This is a genomic window from Paenibacillus sp. FSL F4-0097, from assembly GCF_038593125.1.
Classification (GTDB): domain Bacteria; phylum Bacillota; class Bacilli; order Paenibacillales; family Paenibacillaceae; genus Paenibacillus_AQ; species Paenibacillus_AQ odorifer.
On sequence record NZ_CP151965.1, the window covers coordinates 2,532,453 to 2,550,591 of the forward strand.

9 protein-coding genes are annotated in these 18,139 nt (G+C 43.1%); 8 read left to right on the top strand and 1 reads right to left on the bottom strand.

Annotated elements, in window-relative coordinates; translation table 11 throughout:
* Positions 1–162: 162 nt before the first annotated feature.
* Positions 163–3,309 carry an alpha-mannosidase gene (locus tag MHH86_RS11260; protein WP_036689619.1) on the bottom strand — a complete coding sequence of 1,049 codons (3,147 nt, stop codon included), beginning with the start codon at positions 3,307–3,309 and terminating at the stop codon, positions 163–165.
* A gap of 279 nt (positions 3,310–3,588) precedes the next feature.
* On the opposite strand from MHH86_RS11260, the gene MHH86_RS11265 reads away from it, so the two are divergent.
* The 8 genes from MHH86_RS11265 to MHH86_RS11300 all read left to right on the top strand — a co-directional run bounded on the left by MHH86_RS11265 (position 3,589) and on the right by MHH86_RS11300 (position 18,098).
* Positions 3,589–5,397, top strand: coding sequence for a sensor histidine kinase (locus MHH86_RS11265; RefSeq protein WP_342479734.1), 1,809 nt, complete (start codon positions 3,589–3,591; stop codon positions 5,395–5,397).
* Positions 5,372–6,946: a response regulator transcription factor gene (locus MHH86_RS11270; RefSeq protein WP_036689621.1), complete on the top strand. Its 1,575-nt coding sequence runs from the start codon at positions 5,372–5,374 to the stop codon at positions 6,944–6,946. Before MHH86_RS11265 ends, MHH86_RS11270 begins: the two co-directional genes overlap by 26 nt.
* 281 nt (positions 6,947–7,227) lie before the next feature.
* Positions 7,228–8,157, top strand: coding sequence for an ABC transporter permease subunit (locus MHH86_RS11275; RefSeq protein ID WP_036689622.1), 930 nt, complete (start codon positions 7,228–7,230; stop codon positions 8,155–8,157).
* 18 nt (positions 8,158–8,175) lie between these two features.
* Positions 8,176–9,099, top strand: a complete 924-nt coding sequence (locus MHH86_RS11280; protein WP_036689623.1) for a carbohydrate ABC transporter permease — start codon at positions 8,176–8,178, stop codon at positions 9,097–9,099.
* A gap of 85 nt (positions 9,100–9,184) precedes the next feature.
* Positions 9,185–10,702, top strand: coding sequence for an ABC transporter substrate-binding protein (locus tag MHH86_RS11285; protein WP_036689624.1), 1,518 nt, complete (start codon positions 9,185–9,187; stop codon positions 10,700–10,702).
* Positions 10,703–10,824: 122 nt separating this feature from the next.
* On the top strand, positions 10,825–12,144 hold the full coding sequence (locus MHH86_RS11290; RefSeq protein WP_036689626.1) for a glycoside hydrolase family 125 protein: 1,320 nt from the start codon (positions 10,825–10,827) through the stop codon (positions 12,142–12,144).
* Positions 12,141–15,275: a beta-galactosidase gene (locus MHH86_RS11295; RefSeq protein WP_036689628.1), complete on the top strand. Its 3,135-nt coding sequence runs from the start codon at positions 12,141–12,143 to the stop codon at positions 15,273–15,275. The genes MHH86_RS11290 and MHH86_RS11295 overlap by 4 nt, the downstream gene beginning before the upstream one ends.
* Positions 15,276–15,338: 63 nt before the next feature.
* Entirely contained in the window at positions 15,339–18,098 is a 2,760-nt protein-coding gene (locus tag MHH86_RS11300; RefSeq protein ID WP_036689629.1) for an alpha-mannosidase, read from the top strand.
* The last annotated feature ends 41 nt before the right edge of the window (positions 18,099–18,139 follow it).

Genomic DNA, 18,139 nt, shown 5'->3' on the forward strand with positions numbered 1-18,139 from the left:
TCCCTTACTCGGAGTATACGTCAAGATTACTCATTGCACAAGGTGTATACTTAAAAGCATAAGAAACAATCGTGAGAAAATATATAAAGAGGTGTCCTCGCAGCCTTTGATCCATGGCTACAGGGACACCCCGATTTTTGTATGTTACTTTATTTTTGTGTATTACTTTATTAATTTTTCTGTTTCGATTTCAAATGTTTTTAGTTCGTAAGGTTCAAGTATAAAAGTAATGACAGGTTCAGTGTGGACTTCCCCTTCAGGACGCTCCATTAGATTACACTCTTGCCACGAAATAATATTCAAGTCGCTAGTCATATCAATTTGCTGGCGGCTTCCAGAATAGTCGTGCACACGTACGATTAATTTTTGACCATCCTCAGACTTCTTGATCGCAGAAACCATAACCGTCTGTGTAGAAAGGGCAATAAGCGACTTGGTTGCTACTTCTGCTTGCCCCATGGTGCTCCGTAGAGGGTTGTTGACGGACCAAGCTTGACGGACGGTGTCACCTTGTAGCCAATCCCCAGTATGAGGCAGAATAGAGTAGGTGAAAGTATGTTCGCCTTGATCCGCTTCAGGGTCAGGGTGCGTTGCCGATTTGATTAAGGATAGACGCATCACATTATCCTTGATGTCATAACCGTATTTGCAGTCGTTCAGCAAGCTAACGCCATAACCACGATCTGATAAATCTGCCCACTGATGCCCCACAGTCTCGAATCTAGCGTAATCCCAGCTAGTGTTCCAATGTGTTGGACGCGTAACATTACCGAACTGGATATCATAAGTGGCTTCGGTAGCTCGTATCGCAACAGGGAAAGCTACTTTCATTAGCTGTTGTCGCTCATGCCAGTCTACCTTCGTCACGAAATCGATACGACGATGGTGTGCATGTAAGATCATTTGCTGCTTAATCGTGGAATCCATATAGCTCCATGTGAATTGTACAACACATCGCAGTGAACCCTTTTCTATGACTTCAATGCTGCGGCAGTCGGTGACTTCACGTTTCTTTTGCTGATAGTAGATGTCAATGTCCCAAGCTTCATGGGCCAGGGGTTTATCTTCAAACACTTGGAACACGTTACCGTGACTTCCGTTTGCTAATACTTGTCTTTGTTCATTTATATCATAGATGGATACTAATTGACCTTGTTCGTTCCATTCAATATCGAAGTGAGGCGTTGAAATTCCTGATTCATTTAGCTTGAATGGAGCGCTTAGAGACTCAGAATTCACATCTTCTACGAAAGAAATGGTGGTGTATCCTAGAGAAGGAATGTTAGATACTTCAACGATCCAGCGGTCACCTTCACGTTGAGCTTGTAGTTGTTTACCTTCTGAGCTTATCCAATGTCCTGTTTCCATCCCGGCTTCAACAGTAATTTCTACGAGTTCTGTCAGCTCCCAAGCAGCATTGTTCCAGATCGTGTATTTACCGGCTTCATTTCCGCTCATAAGTGCCTTACTGGATTGCTCCCAGACAGACTGACCTATTGCTTCTGCTTGTGCATATTCAATTGTACTGTCTTCATACACTTCACGAATCGAAGAGCCCGGAATAATATCATGGAATTGGTTGCGCAAAATAATTCTCCAGCCCTCGTCTAAATCGGTCTGACGATAGTTCGACCAGTCACCTGTCATCACACTTTGCAGTGTATTTAGCCATTCCGCCTCACGGTATAGCAGTTCAAGCTTACGGTTCATCCGCTTATTGTAGGCTTGGCTTGTGTAGGTGCCGCGGTGATATTCTAAGTAAAGCTCGCCATCCCATACATGGACATAACGATCTGTATTTGCAACAGTTTCTTGCAGGGTACGGAAGTACTCTCCCGCTGTTCCTGTTTCAATCTTCGGCAAACCGGGAAGATCGTTTAGCCGACGGCGCATCTCTAGCATTTCACGGTTCACACCCCCGCCACCATCGCCATATCCGTAAGAAAGTAACAGATTGCGATTCACTTCTTTATCCCGGTAAGTATCCCAAATTCCTTTTACAGTCTTAGGAATAATCCGGCCATTATAAGTGTAGAACCAAGAATCTTCTTCGGACCAAGGCTCTGGCGTTGTAATAAAATGTGTTAACACCTCAGTGCCATCAATCCCACGCCATTGAAAGGTATCATGTGGCATCCGGTTATATTGATTCCAGCTAATTTTTGTGGTCATGAAGGTATTAATTCCTGATTTTTTTAGGATTTGTGGCAAGGACCAGCTGTAGCCAAATACGTCCGGCAGCCATAAATAGTCACATTCAACCCCAAATTCATTACGTAAGAAGCGAGTTCCATACAGTAATTGACGGACTAGAGACTCTCCTGAGGTCAAGTTGCAATCTGCTTCAAGCCACATGCCGCCGCCAGCTTCCCAGCGTCCTTCAGCCACACGTTCACGAATATTTTCGTAGATTTCTGGATAGTCATTTTTGATATATTCATAGAGTTGCGGCTGAGTCTGTAAAAAGGTATAGTCCGGGAACATTTCCATCAGACGTAGTACGGTTGAGAACGAACGCGCACATTTCTCACGGGTGTGTTTCAATTGCCACAACCAAGCCACATCAATATGGGTATGGCCAATACAGGTAACTGTGACGGGTGAGGACTTCTCCATTTTATTAATTTCATCACGCAAATAATTGCGGGCTTCCCCGATCGAAGCGTAGAAGTTGTCTGAACCTGGACGAGACCAGTCGATCAGAAGAAAAGAGCGGTCCACTGTACTCATAAGTTGTGTATATTCTGGAGTTTTGGCATCGAGTACGTTCAGCGTCTCAACTACAGCAAGCGCGGTAAAATAGAAATCATCCGTTGGTTCATCCAGCCAACAAATTTCAGCCATGCGAATGCCATGTGTCTGATCCTTTTTAGGGCCGCCTCCTTCGAGTCCCGACCATAACCGGAAGGTCAGTGGAAGCTGAGTGCCTACCGTTTCATTTGGCAAGAACACTTCGGTATGATTGGAATCTACACCTTGATAGGGTTTGCCGTTGAAAAAGAATAAGGATTCAAATCCGGAGTTGTTTCCAGCACCCGTCTCGCCAAAATCAAATCGACCCAGTACTCTACGGCCTGCCCAAGTGGCGGGTACGTCTATATTTGTCGTTAGCCATAAATACAAATCGCGGCCTTTCCAGGTATCGCCAACTCGTAGCTCAGACCATTCTCCATCCACGGGCGGTTCGGCTGCAATTTCACCTTGTTCGTCAATCATTGAGTTGAAAAAAGGAATGTGTATACGATCCCGGTAACGATATTCGGAAATTTCGTTTAGTTGGGAGTTGAGTTTGCGTTTGGTTAGAAACATGAGTAATAGCCCCTCCAATATGTTGATGGGGGACGAGGAAATTAAGATCTATTTGGGTTATTATAGGTTTGTTTGGGGGGTAGAAATCAACTATAGACGATTTTTTGTGAGTTGTAAACTCTCGATGGAGAGAAAAGTTGGAGCGCTAGATTTTATAAATAAAAAATGCATGCGCTTCCATTGCAGAAAAAGAAGTGTGATGTTAAGCTTCTAATCCTAAAGGTGATATTCAGAAAGAAGGTGGCTTTGTTGAATGTAAAGAAATTTTATCAAAACCATTTGCAGAAAAAACTGTTCAATAAAATATTAGCTATATACTCTTCAATCATCATAATTACGTTAATAGCCTCTTCCATTACCGTATATAAATACTATGAACAGACGATCACTCGCCAACATGTAGATGCCAATCGGGAGGTGCTGGATTATGTAAGTTTGTATATGAATCAGCAGTACGAAAGCATCCAAGTGGCTATCCAGCAAATATATAGCGATGCCTCTGTCAGTGAGGATTTGTCCTACTTTTTGCAAAATGATTATGGGGATTATCTTAAATACCGTTTAGATCAATATGCAGATATAGGGAGCTCCGTTCCTCATACGTTCGATACGTATTTCAAAACCTATTTGAATCAGAAAAATGGGATTTATGACGTTATTTTGTACAGCACAGAGAAAGAATTTTATTATTTATATAAAAATAATACCCGACAATTCTATTTGAGCGACATGGACGGACCTAAGCAAAAATTATCCTTACCGAAGAATGGCTGGGTCTCGCATGAAACCAAATTAGTGCTTAAGGAAATAAGAGAAGACAATAACAATTTGTATACAATGACTAGGGAGATTAAAGATCCGATTACACTGAAAACGATCGGTATGCTCATAGTAGATTTTGACGCGGAACTTATTTCAAAATGGCTTGGCACAAAAGTTACAGAGAATAATGGTCAATTGTTAGTCTTAACCCCAAGCGGTGACGTTATATATGATTCATTGGGAAGGTATATGGGACAGCGATATCCACATATCGATGCGCTTCATACGGATGGCTGGACAACACTGGATGAGATCTCCAAGGTTAACTTAAATACAACGAACAGCTCAGGTCTTATTATGGCAGGAATCATTCAGAAGTCACAGGTCAACAACGAAATGAAAACGGTTCGAACTTGGATTATCGGAATTACCACAGCGCTTATTATTACTGCAATGTCTTTTACATACGGAATTATTTTACGTTTCTCTAAAAAAGTGAAGATCATTGTTAAATCTATGAAGCGCTTACAGGAAGGTGATTTGAGCACACGTATTCACCTTAATCGAGAAGATGAATTGCAGCTAATTGCCAACAATTTTAACTATATGTGTGAAAGACTAGAACTCTATATTAACAAAGTGTATATTTCGGAGCTTACCCAGAAAAATGCTGAGCTAGTTGCACTTCAATCACAGATTAATCCACACTTTTTATATAACACACTTGAGGCGATTAGGATGCGGGCAATTACGCAAGGAGCGAAGGATGTAGGTCAGATGATTTACATTTTATCGACATTATTTCGAACGATGATTAAGAAAAGTATGGTCGTTACAATATCTGATGAGATTGAATATTGTAATTTGTATCTGGAGTTGTTCCAGATTAGACATAAAGATAGGCTCCAAATCGAATCACAAATAAGTCCAGCTTCCATGAATTGTTCTATCGTTAAATTGCTTATTCAACCGGTTATTGAAAATTATATTGTTCACGGATTTAGACCTGACCGTTTTGGCAATCTCATCCGTATTGAAGTTACTGAATCTGGCGGGGAAATTCAAATTGCTATAAGTGATAACGGAAATGGAATTACTCCCAGCAAGCTAACAGAGCTACAGCAAATGCTTCAAGTCAGTATGAGAATGGATGAACCTCCTTCTTCGGTAGGCCTATGTAATGTGAATGAACGAATTAAACTTTATTACGGGACTGAATATGGATTGACGATCGCCAGTGAAGTAAATAAAGGAACAATAGTCATCATGAATATACCAGTCGTAAGGGAGAGTACTAATAATGCACAATATACTTATCGTGGATGATGAACCTCTTATTCTTGAAGGATTACGTTCAGTGATTGAATGGGAGAAATATGGATTGAGAATCGCGGGACAAGCGACTAATGGGGAAGAAGCTTTAGAATTTCTGCGCAATCATAACGAAGGGATCGACATATTAATTACTGACATTACGATGCCCAAACTTACGGGACTTGAACTGATTCAACAAATAAAGGTTTTTGATTCAAAAATGAGGTTTATTATCTTGAGTGGCTATGAGCAATTTGAGTATTTAAAAGCTGGAATGAGTCTAGGCATTGAAAATTATATTCTCAAACCCATTAATATAAATGAGTTGGAATCAACCATTGAACAAATTGTTGAAGTGCTGAATCAAGAGGATGTTGAACAATTTCATGCTAAAGAGGATTGGCAAGTTCTGCGCAACAATATTCTAAACCGCTGGGTAACTGGCAATATAGGCCGGCAAGAGCTACAGCACCGTTCAAAAGTCTTAAATATCTCACTGGATTGTTCATTTTTTACGGTGGCTGCGATTCGGCTTATCACTGAACAGGATGACGATGAGGGCCAAGATAAACTCCATAGGAATCAGCTTATGGATGAATGTTATCGTATCGCTGTGAAGTCATTAGAGCAACTTGGAACCGTTATTGTATTTAAAGATATGGAAGGTGATCTTGTTCTTATTATTGCTGAGCGGGCTGAAGCTGAGAACAAAGAAGAGCTTTATTGTGTACTGGAGCAAGTACAATATGAGATTATGCATGAGTTGGAGAAGTCTGTCTGGATAACGATAGGGAGTAAGGAGCATGCTTTTCAGGAAGTCCCCAAAAGTTATAAAAAGGCGAAGAGTTTATATGTTGATCATCTTATGCTACCGGGTTACCCGATTATAGATGTGGAACAACTATCAAAGATGGTTCTGCACGAGGAGAAGCTCGAAATTGATTATGAGGAATTCACCAAATTATTATTATCTGGGGACCGGGAGGCTACGAACCAGTTTATCGCAGAAACGTTCGAAAAGCTGTTTGGCTGTGGCATGATTACCCGCATTGATAATTACAACGTAGCGATTGAGTTAATGTTGATTGCTAAGAAAATGGAGAAAAACTCTAATTTTAGTGCCGTGTTTAATCCATTGCTGCGCATACATACTATTGAGCAATTGGTGCACCATGTGCAGGAAAGTGTGAAAGAAACGCTGGACCAATTATCATTAGTAAATGATGAGCTCAGTCCAAATATGAGATATATGGTTGATCAAGTAAGCAAACACTATAGAGAAGAGCTATCCCTGAAAACGCTCAGTCAGCGTATGGAAATGCATCCCAATTATTTGGGGCAGCTATTTCAGAAGGAAATGGGCCGTAGTTTCTCTGATTATGTTAATCAATTTCGAATTGAAAAGGCAAGACAATTGCTGCTTCAAACTACGTTACTAACCAACGAAATTGCAGCTGAAGTAGGATATCCGGATCCAGCATATTTCTATCGCCAGTTCAAAAAATCAGTAGGTGTATCGCCAACAGAGCTTCGGAATATGTACAAAAAAGCAAAATCCTAAAATAAAGGAAATGTTCCTGGGTATCGCGTTCAAGTACGGGTTTCATGGACGTTGATAACGAGAATGTTTCCTTTTTTTTTGCTCAAATTTAAGAGGAAATAGACTTTTTAAATGTCCTTTCTGCTGTGGATCTTTAATTTTTACATCTGATTCTGGAGTTTTTCAACTTTATGAAACCGCTTTTATAGCGCAGAATTAAGGGTAGTTAAAGGGGCGAGGGAAAAAGATCTAAGGGATATATAGGGGTTGTTTGGGGATAGAGAGAAGGGGGATGTGGAATAATGCCTGCATTTTTCAAAAGTTTAATTAAGGATAAAGTACTCTGGTTTATGGTATTACCAGGGACATTATGGTTCCTGATCTTTTGCTACTTACCGATGTTTGGAACAGTAATTGCATTCAAGGATTTCAAGATTCATCGGGATGGATTCTTTGCAAGCGTTTTAAATAGTAAGTGGATTGGCCTTGAAAATTTCAACTTTTTGTTCTCGACGGAGGACGCCTATATCATTACAAGAAATACGATTCTTTATAACTTGGCGTTGATCTCTCTCGGTTTAGTTCTTGCGGTGGGCATTGCGATCACCTTGAATGAACTTGTGAACAAACGGATGGCTAAAGTTTATCAAACGGCGATGTTTATGCCGTACTTCCTTTCTTGGGTCATTATTAGTTTCTTTACCTTCAGCTTTCTGAGTGTAGATAAAGGAATATTGAATCAAGTGGTTGTTTACTTCGGCGGCGATCCTATTTCCTGGTATGGGGATACTCGCTTTTGGCCATATATCCTAATTTTCATGGGGATTTGGAAATCAATTGGTTACTCAAGTGTTGTTTACTTAGCGGCTATAGCGGGTATCGACAAGTCCTATTATGAAGCGGCTATGATTGATGGGGCCAGCAAATGGCAGCAGATTAAGTTTATTACACTTCCTTTGCTTAAACCTTTAATGGTAACGCTAACGATTTTAGCGATTGGTGGTATTTTTAGATCGGACTTCGGTTTATTCTATCAAATCCCTCGGGATTCAGGTGTTCTATACTCCGTAACGAATGTTATCGATACTTATATTTATCGAAGCATGAGTACGACAGGTAATCTAGGAATGAGTACAGCAGCGGGTCTATATCAATCGGTTGTTGGATTTATCATGGTGCTTGTAACGAATTCTATTGTGAAAAAGATCAGCAAAGAGAATGCGATATTCTAGAAAGGAGTTAGTGACGTTATGGCAGTATTCAAACGTAAGCCAAAAGAAATCGACAACAACGCCATTACTCCTTTATGGAATGTGGTACTCAATATTATAATTGGCATCTTCGCTTTTACTTGTGTGTTTCCGTTCTTGTTTGTGATAGCGATTTCTTTTACAGATGAAAAAGTACTTGCTTTAAATGGATTTAGCTTGTTACCCGAAAAATATAGTTTAGCAGCTTATCAGTTTGTTTTTAACACAGGTGATCAACTACTTCGTTCCTTTGGAGTTACTTTGATGGTTACTGTACTAGGTACACTCATTAGTTTATTTCTAATAACAACTTATGCGTATGTACTCTCTCGAAGATCATTTCGCTATCGTAATTATTTCAGCTTCTTCGCCTTCTTTACGATGTTATTCTCAGGCGGAATGGTTCCTAACTATATCGTGGCTACGCAGTTTTTACATCTGTACAACACGATATGGGCTTTGATATTGCCAATCGCGATGAATGCATTCTTTATTCTAGTAATGCGGACCTTCTTCCAGACTAGCGTACCTGATGCACTCGTTGAGGCTGCCAAAATTGATGGGTCTGGTGAGTTTCGGACCTTCCTGCAAATTGTACTTCCCATCTCTTTACCGGGGATTGCAACGATTGGATTGTTCTGTACGCTGGGCTATTGGAATGATTGGTTTAATGCCCTGCTGTATATAGATGATGCGAGTCTTGTTCCACTCCAAGCGATGCTGATGCGAATTCAGAATAATATGGAGTTCGTCATTCAGAACAGTATGCAGATGGGATCAAGCTTTGAGATTGCTGCAACCTTGCCAACAGAAACCGTTCGTATGGCGATGGTTGTACTGGCGACCTTGCCTATAGCACTAGCGTATCCGTTCTTCCAAAAGTATTTTGTACAAGGTTTAACCGTGGGCTCTTTAAAGGAGTAACACTACTAAGATGTATTTATTCGAATCGCTAGGACAGGAATCGATATAAATAAAGCGTTCATTAATCTAAAGGGGGAAAATAGAAATGAAAATGAAAAAAGGCTTAACACTCGCTCTTGCAGGGACAATGCTTTTTTCTGGCCTTCTAGCTGGATGTGGTTCGAATAATAATACAAATGCTGCTAAAGAAACAAACAATTCAGCGGCAGCAGGTGATTCAGCAGGGAACACATCAGAATTAAAGCCATATGAGCTGAAGATGTATTTAATTGGTGGACCTCAAAAGGATTTGGATCTTGTCTTAAAAGAAGTTAATAAATATACCCAAGAAAAAATTAATGCGACGTTGAACATTACGATGTTCGATTGGGGCGATTACGATAAGAAGATGCAAGTCATCACCGCTTCTGGTGAGCCTTATGATATTGCCTTTACCTCTTCTTGGACAAATGACTTCCGCCGTAACGCTGCTAATGGTACGTTCTTGGGTCTGAATGATCTGCTGGATAAGTATGGTAAGGAAACGAAAGAGGTTTTGGACCCTCGTTTCTTAGAAGGAACTAAGATTAAAGGTGAGATCTATGGTGTTCCTGTAAATAAGGAGCTTGGACAGCAATGGGTATGGCGCTTCAATAAGAAATATGTTGATAAATACAACATGGACATTTCCAATATCCGTACATTGGATGATCTAGAGCCACTGCTTAAAACGATTAAAGAGAACGAGCCGGCTGATATTACACCGCTAGCTGTTCCTAAAGGCTTTAAACCATTTATGCCATTTGACTATGTACTAGGTGATGAGTTACCTATCGGGGTCTATATGGATTCCACAGATGGCAAGGTTGTTAATATTCTGGAGACACCTGAACTTGCAACATCGTTAGATACGATGCGTAGACTTTACACAGCAGGTTACTTACGCCCAGACGTTGCGACACTTGAAGGAATCGATAACATTAAGACCGGCAAATGGTTTGCCGATCGCGAAATCACACAACCTTATGCAGAAAAAGGTTGGTCTCGTTCAGCAGGTTATGAAATTGTAACTTCACCTATGCATGATCCTTATGTATATACACAGTCCGCCGCAGGTTCGATGCACGCGATTTCCGTAACCTCAGGTGATCCTGAGCGCGCGATGATGTTCTTGAATCTTTTGAATACAGATAAGTACTTACGCAATTTGCTCAACTATGGTATTGAAGGCACTCATTATAAGAAAATCTCCGACAATGTCATTGAAGATCTGCCAGCTATGCAAGATAGCTATGCAATGCCAGGCTTCACGCTTGGGAATATGTTATTGACTTATCTGCATGCTGATGACCCTGCTGATAAATGGGATGCTTTTAAGAAGTTTAATGATTCTTCAAAAGAAGCCCCTACCTTCGGTTTTGCATTTGATCCTACACCTGTGAAAACAGAAGTAGCGGCCATCAACAACGTAACTAAAGAATTTATGCCAGCGCTGTACACAGGTTCTGTTGATCCTAAAACATATCTGCCAAAAGCAGCGAAGAAATTTAAAGAAGCTGGATTGGATAAAGTCATTGCAGAAGTTCAAAAGCAACTTGATGAGTGGAACCAGACAAAGAAATAAGCTAATGAACGTAACACGCCTAAGATTAATCACTAAAGGTAACACAAATAGGATTAGTGGAGACGGGCAGCTATGCTGCCCGTCTCTCTATCTATCCCCATTTATTATGAAGGAGTGAGAATATGGAAAAATTCCGACTTCCCACCATCTCTATGCCGAAGCTGCCGCTTCCTCAAGCGGTTCAAGAGGTATTGAACGAAGCAGAGGAGAAGTTAGCTCATCGGCCGAAGCTGTTGCAGCTCTTTAAGAACTGTTTCCCTAATACGCTTGAGACAACGACTAAGCTTATGGATGATGGAACAACGTTTGTGATTACAGGAGATATCCCGGCTTCTTGGTTGCGAGACTCTGTAGAGCAGGTTATGCACTACGTGCCCTTTGCTAAAAACGATCCCGATCTTCAGCGGATTATCAGCGGGTTAATTAAACGTCATATCGAGTATATTCATATCGATCCGTACGCCAATGCGTTTAATGAGACGGCGAATGATTGGCATTGGAGTACTAGCGATATTACAGAAATGTCCCCCTGGGTGTGGGAGCGTAAATTCGAGATCGATTCTCTTTGTTTTTCCATGCGTCTGGCTTATGCCTATTGGAAAGAAACCGGAAAGACTGATATATTCGACGCCGGATTTAAGGCAGCCATGGTCAAAATATACAACCTGTTCAAAACTGAACAGCGCCATAGTGAATTATCTCCATACCGCTTTACGCGTAACAATGGGATTCCTGAAGATACACTGCGTAATAACGGCCTGGGTATGCCTGTTAATTACTCGGGCATGGTTTGGTCCGGGTTCCGCTCGAGCGATGATGCTTGCGACTTCCATTACAACATTCCGGGGAATATGTTCGCTGTTGTTGCATTACGTCATATGCAGGAATTCGCTGAATGGGTATTCCGTGATCTTGAATTTCTGGAACAGCTTAAAGCATTAGAAGCTGAGATTGATCACGGAATTCAATTGTACGGTATTTATCGTCATCCGAAATTCGGTCCAATCTACGCCTACGAGACCGATGGTTATGGCAACTACTGCTTGATGGATGATGCGGGAACACCAGGACTCCTGTCGATTCCTTATCTCGGCTATGTTACCGCAGAGGATGGAATTTATCAGAATACGAGACGATTTGCTCTGAGCAAGGAGAATCCTTTTTATTTTGAAGGAACCGCAGCGAAGGGAATCGGCAGTCCGCATACTCCCAAAGACTACATCTGGCATATGGCATTATCCATGCAAGGTTTGACGGCTTCCACTAAGGAAGAAAAGCTGGAGATGCTTGCGATGTTAGAAGCTACAGATGCGGATACTGGCTTTATGCATGAGGGATTCCATGTTGATGATCCGAATACGTTCACTAGAAAATGGTTCGCCTGGTCCAATAGTCTGTTCTCCCAACTTGTCTATAAAACGATGAAGGAAGGACTACTATGAGCAGCCTGAGCAGACCTGTCATCATATTTTATGATTCTGATTTTCCAATTTCCAGTCCCATTCCTAGCGATGCGATTACATCCATGAGTGAGTTCGGATCTATTGTAAGTGAGAATCAGCTTGCACAAACGCTATGCGAAACGGAAGGCGGCTGTTTCATCAATCTGCATGCCCCTTATTTCCCGAAAGCGGCCTGGATGGCCATTCTTGAATACCTGCAAAGAGGTGGCGGGCTGATTAGCATTGGAGGCGCACCCTTCAAACAACCTGTTCGTTGGGAAAATGGCCGATGGCATGTGGAAGCGGAGCAGACTTCCTATCATCAGGAGCTGTATATTCATGAGGCACTTCGTGTTGAATGCTCACGCAACCATTCATTGCTTGCCTCGGATGTCATTCCTCTGCTTAAGGGTCAAGAAACTCTTTTTCTAACGAGTGCAGACACATGGAACCTCGTGCCACATACGACAAAGACGAGTGATTTACCACATCAAATGGGCTCGGCAGGTCCGATGAGCACACGGATTTACCCGCTATTAAAAGGAATTACACTCGAGGGTCGGGAAATTTCTGCCCCAGTGGTTCTTTGGGAGAATACGATTGGTTTATATGCAGGTTCACGCTGGCTGTTCGTAAATACACCTGCAGCAGCTTCTTTTTGGGAGCAAAAAGGTCCTTCCGCGATATCCAATTGGTCTCGTTTCTGCAGCAAGGGTGTTACGGAAATGTGGGTTAAGCCCAATTACGCGTCTTATGAATCAGGAGAACGAGCTTCCCTAACCCTTCAGATTCAGCAGCTTGAACGAGTGAGACCTTCTATGCGAAATGAAGATACATGGAATTTCACAATTCATGTAGAGCATGAATCAGATACCTCTTTGAAGTGGTCTCAGAGTTTGGAAATGAAGGCGAATGCTGAACTAAACATGGTGCGTCTGCCTATTCCTTTGGAGATAGGTAGGGGCCTCTACCAGATTCTCTGTGAAGCAGAAGCCAGTGATGGTGAGGTTCGCATTCTGCGCCAAGGGTTCTGGGGTCATGCTCCTGAGCTGCTGGCAGCAGGCCATCCGGTAACGAGCGGCAGAGATTATTTTATAAAAGATGGGCGTCCGCTACCAGTGGTCGGCATGACTTATATGGCGAGTGATGTGGCGCGTAAATTTCTATTTCTACCGAACGTGGGAGTTTGGGATCGTGATATGGGCCAGATGCGGAAGGCCGGGATTAACTGGATCCGTACAGGGATCTGGACAGCTTATCGCAATGTGATGCAAGACGATGGACATGTCTCGGAAGAAGTATTGCGGGCGATCGACGCCTTCATCATGACGGCGAAGAAGCATGATCTTCAAGTGACTTTCACGTTCTTCTCCTTCACACCGGAAACGTGGGGAGGGGTAAATCCTTATCTGGACCCACAAAGTGTGGAAGCTCAGAAGCGGTTCATTCGGTCTATTGTATCTCGTCATAAAGATTCTTCGAATGTAGATTGGGATCTTATTAATGAACCGTCGATGTTTGATCCGGCACGTATTTTTTCGGACGGCCCGAGTTCATGCCATGATCGTTTTGAGCGACAAGCCTTTATGGAATGGCTACAAGAAAGACATGGTGTAATCGACGTGCTGCAGGAACGCTGGAATATGACACCTGCACAGCTTCCGAACTTTGCATCTGCAGGGCTGCCAGAAGCAAAAGAGATTAACTTCGACGTACAAGACATGCACAGTGCTAAGAGGGGAACACGCTGGTTGGATTATTGTTTGTTCTCTATGGAGATGCATAACCGTTGGGTGAAACAATTATACGACGCCATTAAGGAGCAATGTCCAGCTCAGATGGTTACGGTTGGTCAGGATGAGGGACTAGGAGCGCAGCGACCTTCGCCGTTCTTCTACGAGGAGGCGGTGGATTACACCACTGTTCATTCCTGGTGGTTTAATGATTATCTGGTGTGGGATGGCATCTTTGCCAAGACGCCTAATAAGCCAAACCTAATTCAGGAGACTGGCGTCATGTATGTAGAAACTCCAGATGGCCGAGCCAAACGTTCAGAACAAGAGCTGCAGAATTTGCTGGAACGCAAGTATGCTTACGCTTTTGGAACGGCAGGTGCGGGGGCTATTCACTGGATCTGGAATACGAATTTCTATATGGATAATGCGAATGAGTCCCATATCGGAGCACTGAGAGCAGATGGAACCGAGAAGCCTGAGGCAGGCGTATCTTATGATTTCGGGAAGTTTATAGAAGGTATCCGTGATATATTTGGTGATCGGAAATTGGAAGAGATTGCGGTGGTGTTCCCTTATTCGAATGATTTCTCTAATCGGAAGTTGGCTTTTGCTGCTACAACAGAGCTTACCCGCATTCTGTCTTATGAGCTCAAGATGTCTTTTCGGGGGGCTTCCGAATACCATCTAGATGATTTGGAGAAGAACCCTGCGAAACTGATTATACTGCCAAGCGCGCATAACTTCGCTGATGCAGCAATGGAACGGTTGTTACACATTGTTGAAGAGACAGGAGCGGTATTGCTTGCCACTGGACCGTTAGGCATTGATGCCTATTGGCGTTCTTCGGATCGGTTGAGTGATATCCTTGGCAAACGTGAATTGCGTAATGTGCGCCGCGAAGAAGTGCTTATGCTTCAAGGTCAAGTCCTGCCTGTCTCTTTCGGCCACCGCCGGATAGCTGAGGTGACAAAGGAAACGATCATTCAAGAAACTGGTGGAAGTTCAACTATAGAGACTGTCGTGAACCTTCCGCTTGGCAAGGGTCGACTCCTATGGAGCCCACTGCCAGTTGAATTGAGTGAGCGTAGGGATACTACGGCTGCACTTTACCGCTACGCGGTTAATGCTGCTTTTGTGGAATGTGATTTGGAATGGATTAGTGGTGGGGACTTAGCGGGTATCTACGGACGGAAATTGAGCTTTGCTACGGGTGCGCTTTTTACCTTCGTGTCGGAATATGCCCAAGATGCAAAGATCGAGGTGAAGGATTCAGCCACTGGCCGAACCTATTCGTTCGTGTTAGAACAGGAACGTTCTGTTCTCTTTGCTACGGATAGTAAAGGAGACTTGCTTGGTGTTTATCGCCCGCAGGAAGTCGAGATCCATGTAAATTAACCACATCTTCTACATTAAGCATCTTGGTAGAGAGAACGCATTGCATATAAGGAGGTCTTCACTTTGGAAAGTTCAAATCAATCTATTAAACCTCAGACTGCCCATATCATTTCCCATACACACTGGGATCGGGAATGGTATCTTCCCTATGAGAAACATCATGTACGCTTAGTGAAACTGGTTGATGAATTACTGAACCGGTTGGATGAGGATAACGAATTTAAGAGTTTCTATCTGGATGGACAGACGATTATTCTGGAAGATTATCTTCAGGTACGTCCCGAAAATCAAGAGCGGCTACAGAAATATATTACGGAAGGTCGCCTTCTAATAGGACCTTGGTATATTTTGCAGGATGCGTTCCTTACTAGTGGGGAGGCCAATGTTCGTAATATGCAGATTGGCCATCAGGATTCGAAGCGTTACGGGGAACCCTCCAAAATCGGTTATTTTCCGGACACCTTTGGTCTAGTCGGCCAGACTCCACAATTAATGCGGCAATCCGGCATCAATAATGCCTTTTTTGGAAGAGGTGTGAAGCCCACTGGATTCAATAATACGGTGTCAGATGGAGGTTACGAATCCTCATTCTCGGAGCTGATTTGGGAAGGTCCTGATGGATCAAAAGTGCTCGGCATCTTATTTGCTAATTGGTATTCTAACGGAAACGAAGTGCCTGTAAATGAAGCAGAAGCCAAAGTGTTCTGGGAGAAAAAGCTGGCAGATGCGCGGAAGTTTGCCTCTACAGGTGAGCTGCTGTTCATGAATGGTTGCGATCATCAGCCGGCTCAACTGGATTTGCCAGAGGCTATCGAAACTGCGAAGCGGTTGTATCCAGATATGGAGTTCATTCATTCGAACTTTCCTGATTACCTTAAGGCCGTAGAGGGTGTAATGGATCGCAGCAGCTTGTCGACTGTAAAGGGAGAACTGCGGAGCCAGCATACCGATGGATGGGGTACGTTAGTGAATACCGCGTCTGCGCGTGTCTATTTGAAACAGATGAATCAGGAAGGGCAAATCTTGCTTGAAAAGTTGGCCGAGCCACTTGCTTCGTTCGCACATTTACTGGGCAAAGAGTACCCCCATCATCTGTTCAACTATGCATGGAAGACATTAATGCAGAATCATCCGCATGATAGTATTTGTGGATGCAGCGTGGATGAGGTACACCGTGAGATGGTCACCCGTTTTGACAAAAGCCGTCATGTGGCAGAGACCATTGTTGAGGGTAGTAAACGAGTGATTGCAGAAGCTGTGGATACGACCGGGTTTACAGCATATGGTGAAGACGTGCTTCCACTAGTTGCGATGAATATGACGGGTTGGAGTCGCACGGGTACTGTGAGCGTAGAACTTGATGTGGCGCGTCTATATTTGCGAGAAGGGTTCTCTCTGGAAGAAACGGCTAGCCGTATGACCGGAATTGACTTGCACGATCGTGTGTTAGTAGACGATCAAGGGAATGATATTGCCTGCCAGATGGAGGACTTAGGTCTTCAGTTTGGTTATGATTTGCCAGATGACAAGTTCCGTCAGCCGTATATGTGCCGCCGGGTAAGACTTACCTTTGAAGCCGTAGAAGTTCCTGCGCTGGGTCTTCGTTCATATGCTTGGGTTCGCCGGGCAGATGCAGAACTGCCAATAGCCGCTGAATCTTTGCTACAAGGAGATCGGGTGCTGGAAAATGACGTTATCAAGGTAGTTATTAATGATGATGGTTCGTTTATGCTAAGTGACAAAACTAGTGGAGTGACCTATCAAGATCTTGGCGTATATGAAAACACCGGGGATATCGGCAATGAATATATGTACAAACAGCCAGAGGCCGAACAAGCTCTGACGACTAAAGGACTAAAGGCTAATATTTGTGTGCTGGAAAATACATCGTTTCGCGCCGCTATAGAAATTAAGCATGACTGGGAGATTCCAGCTTCGGCAGATGATAAGCTGGATGAGGAGCAGCGTGCACTGGTTTACTATCCGGAGCGCAAAGCTCAGCGCAGTAGTGACACAGTCATTCTAAAACTTCGTACTGTAATCACCTTGGAGCGGGGCGGAAAGGGATTGCATATCGAAACGACAATAGAAAACCAGGCCAAAGATCACCGGATTCGTATACTGTTTCCGACAGATTTGAACGCTGCTACGCATCGTGTAGATTCGATGTTCGAGGTTGCTGAGCGGAATATTGAACCCGCCACAGAATGGAAGAATCCGAGTAACACGCAACATCAGCAAGCCTTTGTTGATATTAGTGATGGGAAAGCGGGTCTAACCGTCGCTAATTTTGGATTAAATGAATATGAAGTGCTGCGAGATGGGCGTAACACTATTGCGATTACACTGCTACGTTCTGTTGGCGAACTTGGTGACTGGGGGCTATTCCCTACTCCAGAAGCGCAGTGTCTTGGAGAGCACGTTGTTCGTATGGAGCTAATCCCGCACACAGGCGAGGGTATAACTTCTGGTGCTTATGCTGAAGCTTACCAATTCCAGGTTCCGTGGATTGTATGTCAGACAGATGTACATGCAGGCGTGGTTGCGCCGGTGTATACTCCATTCGATTGGGAGAGTAAGGAACTTGCATTTTCTTCACTAAAAATGAACAAGCAGACTGGAGACTTGCTGCTGCGTTGGTATAACATGAGTCAGCAGAACACCAACCTGTCCTTCCGTTCAAGTATTCCACAGCAGTATTTCTATAAAACGACGATCCTAGAAGAGGAGAGCCACCCAGTCTCTAGTGATGAGAAAGAGAAAGGAAGCTTTGACTTACAGATCGGTCCATGCGAAATTGTAACGATTGGTATTAGAAAATAAATGAAAAAGGACGGTATCCAGAGAGTCGTATGACTTTTGGA

Excerpts from the sequence above, each read along its gene's own strand:
- MHH86_RS11260 (WP_036689619.1), bottom strand. The coding sequence starts at position 3,309 with ATGTTTCTAACCAAACGCAAACTCAACTCCCAACTAAACGAAATTTCC.
- MHH86_RS11270 (WP_036689621.1), top strand. The coding sequence starts at position 5,372 with ATGCACAATATACTTATCGTGGATGATGAACCTCTTATTCTTGAAGGA.
- MHH86_RS11275 (WP_036689622.1), top strand. The coding sequence starts at position 7,228 with ATGCCTGCATTTTTCAAAAGTTTAATTAAGGATAAAGTACTCTGGTTT.
- MHH86_RS11280 (WP_036689623.1), top strand. The coding sequence starts at position 8,176 with ATGGCAGTATTCAAACGTAAGCCAAAAGAAATCGACAACAACGCCATT.
- MHH86_RS11285 (WP_036689624.1), top strand. The coding sequence starts at position 9,185 with ATGAAAATGAAAAAAGGCTTAACACTCGCTCTTGCAGGGACAATGCTT.
- MHH86_RS11290 (WP_036689626.1), top strand. The coding sequence starts at position 10,825 with ATGGAAAAATTCCGACTTCCCACCATCTCTATGCCGAAGCTGCCGCTT.
- MHH86_RS11295 (WP_036689628.1), top strand. The coding sequence starts at position 12,141 with ATGAGCAGCCTGAGCAGACCTGTCATCATATTTTATGATTCTGATTTT.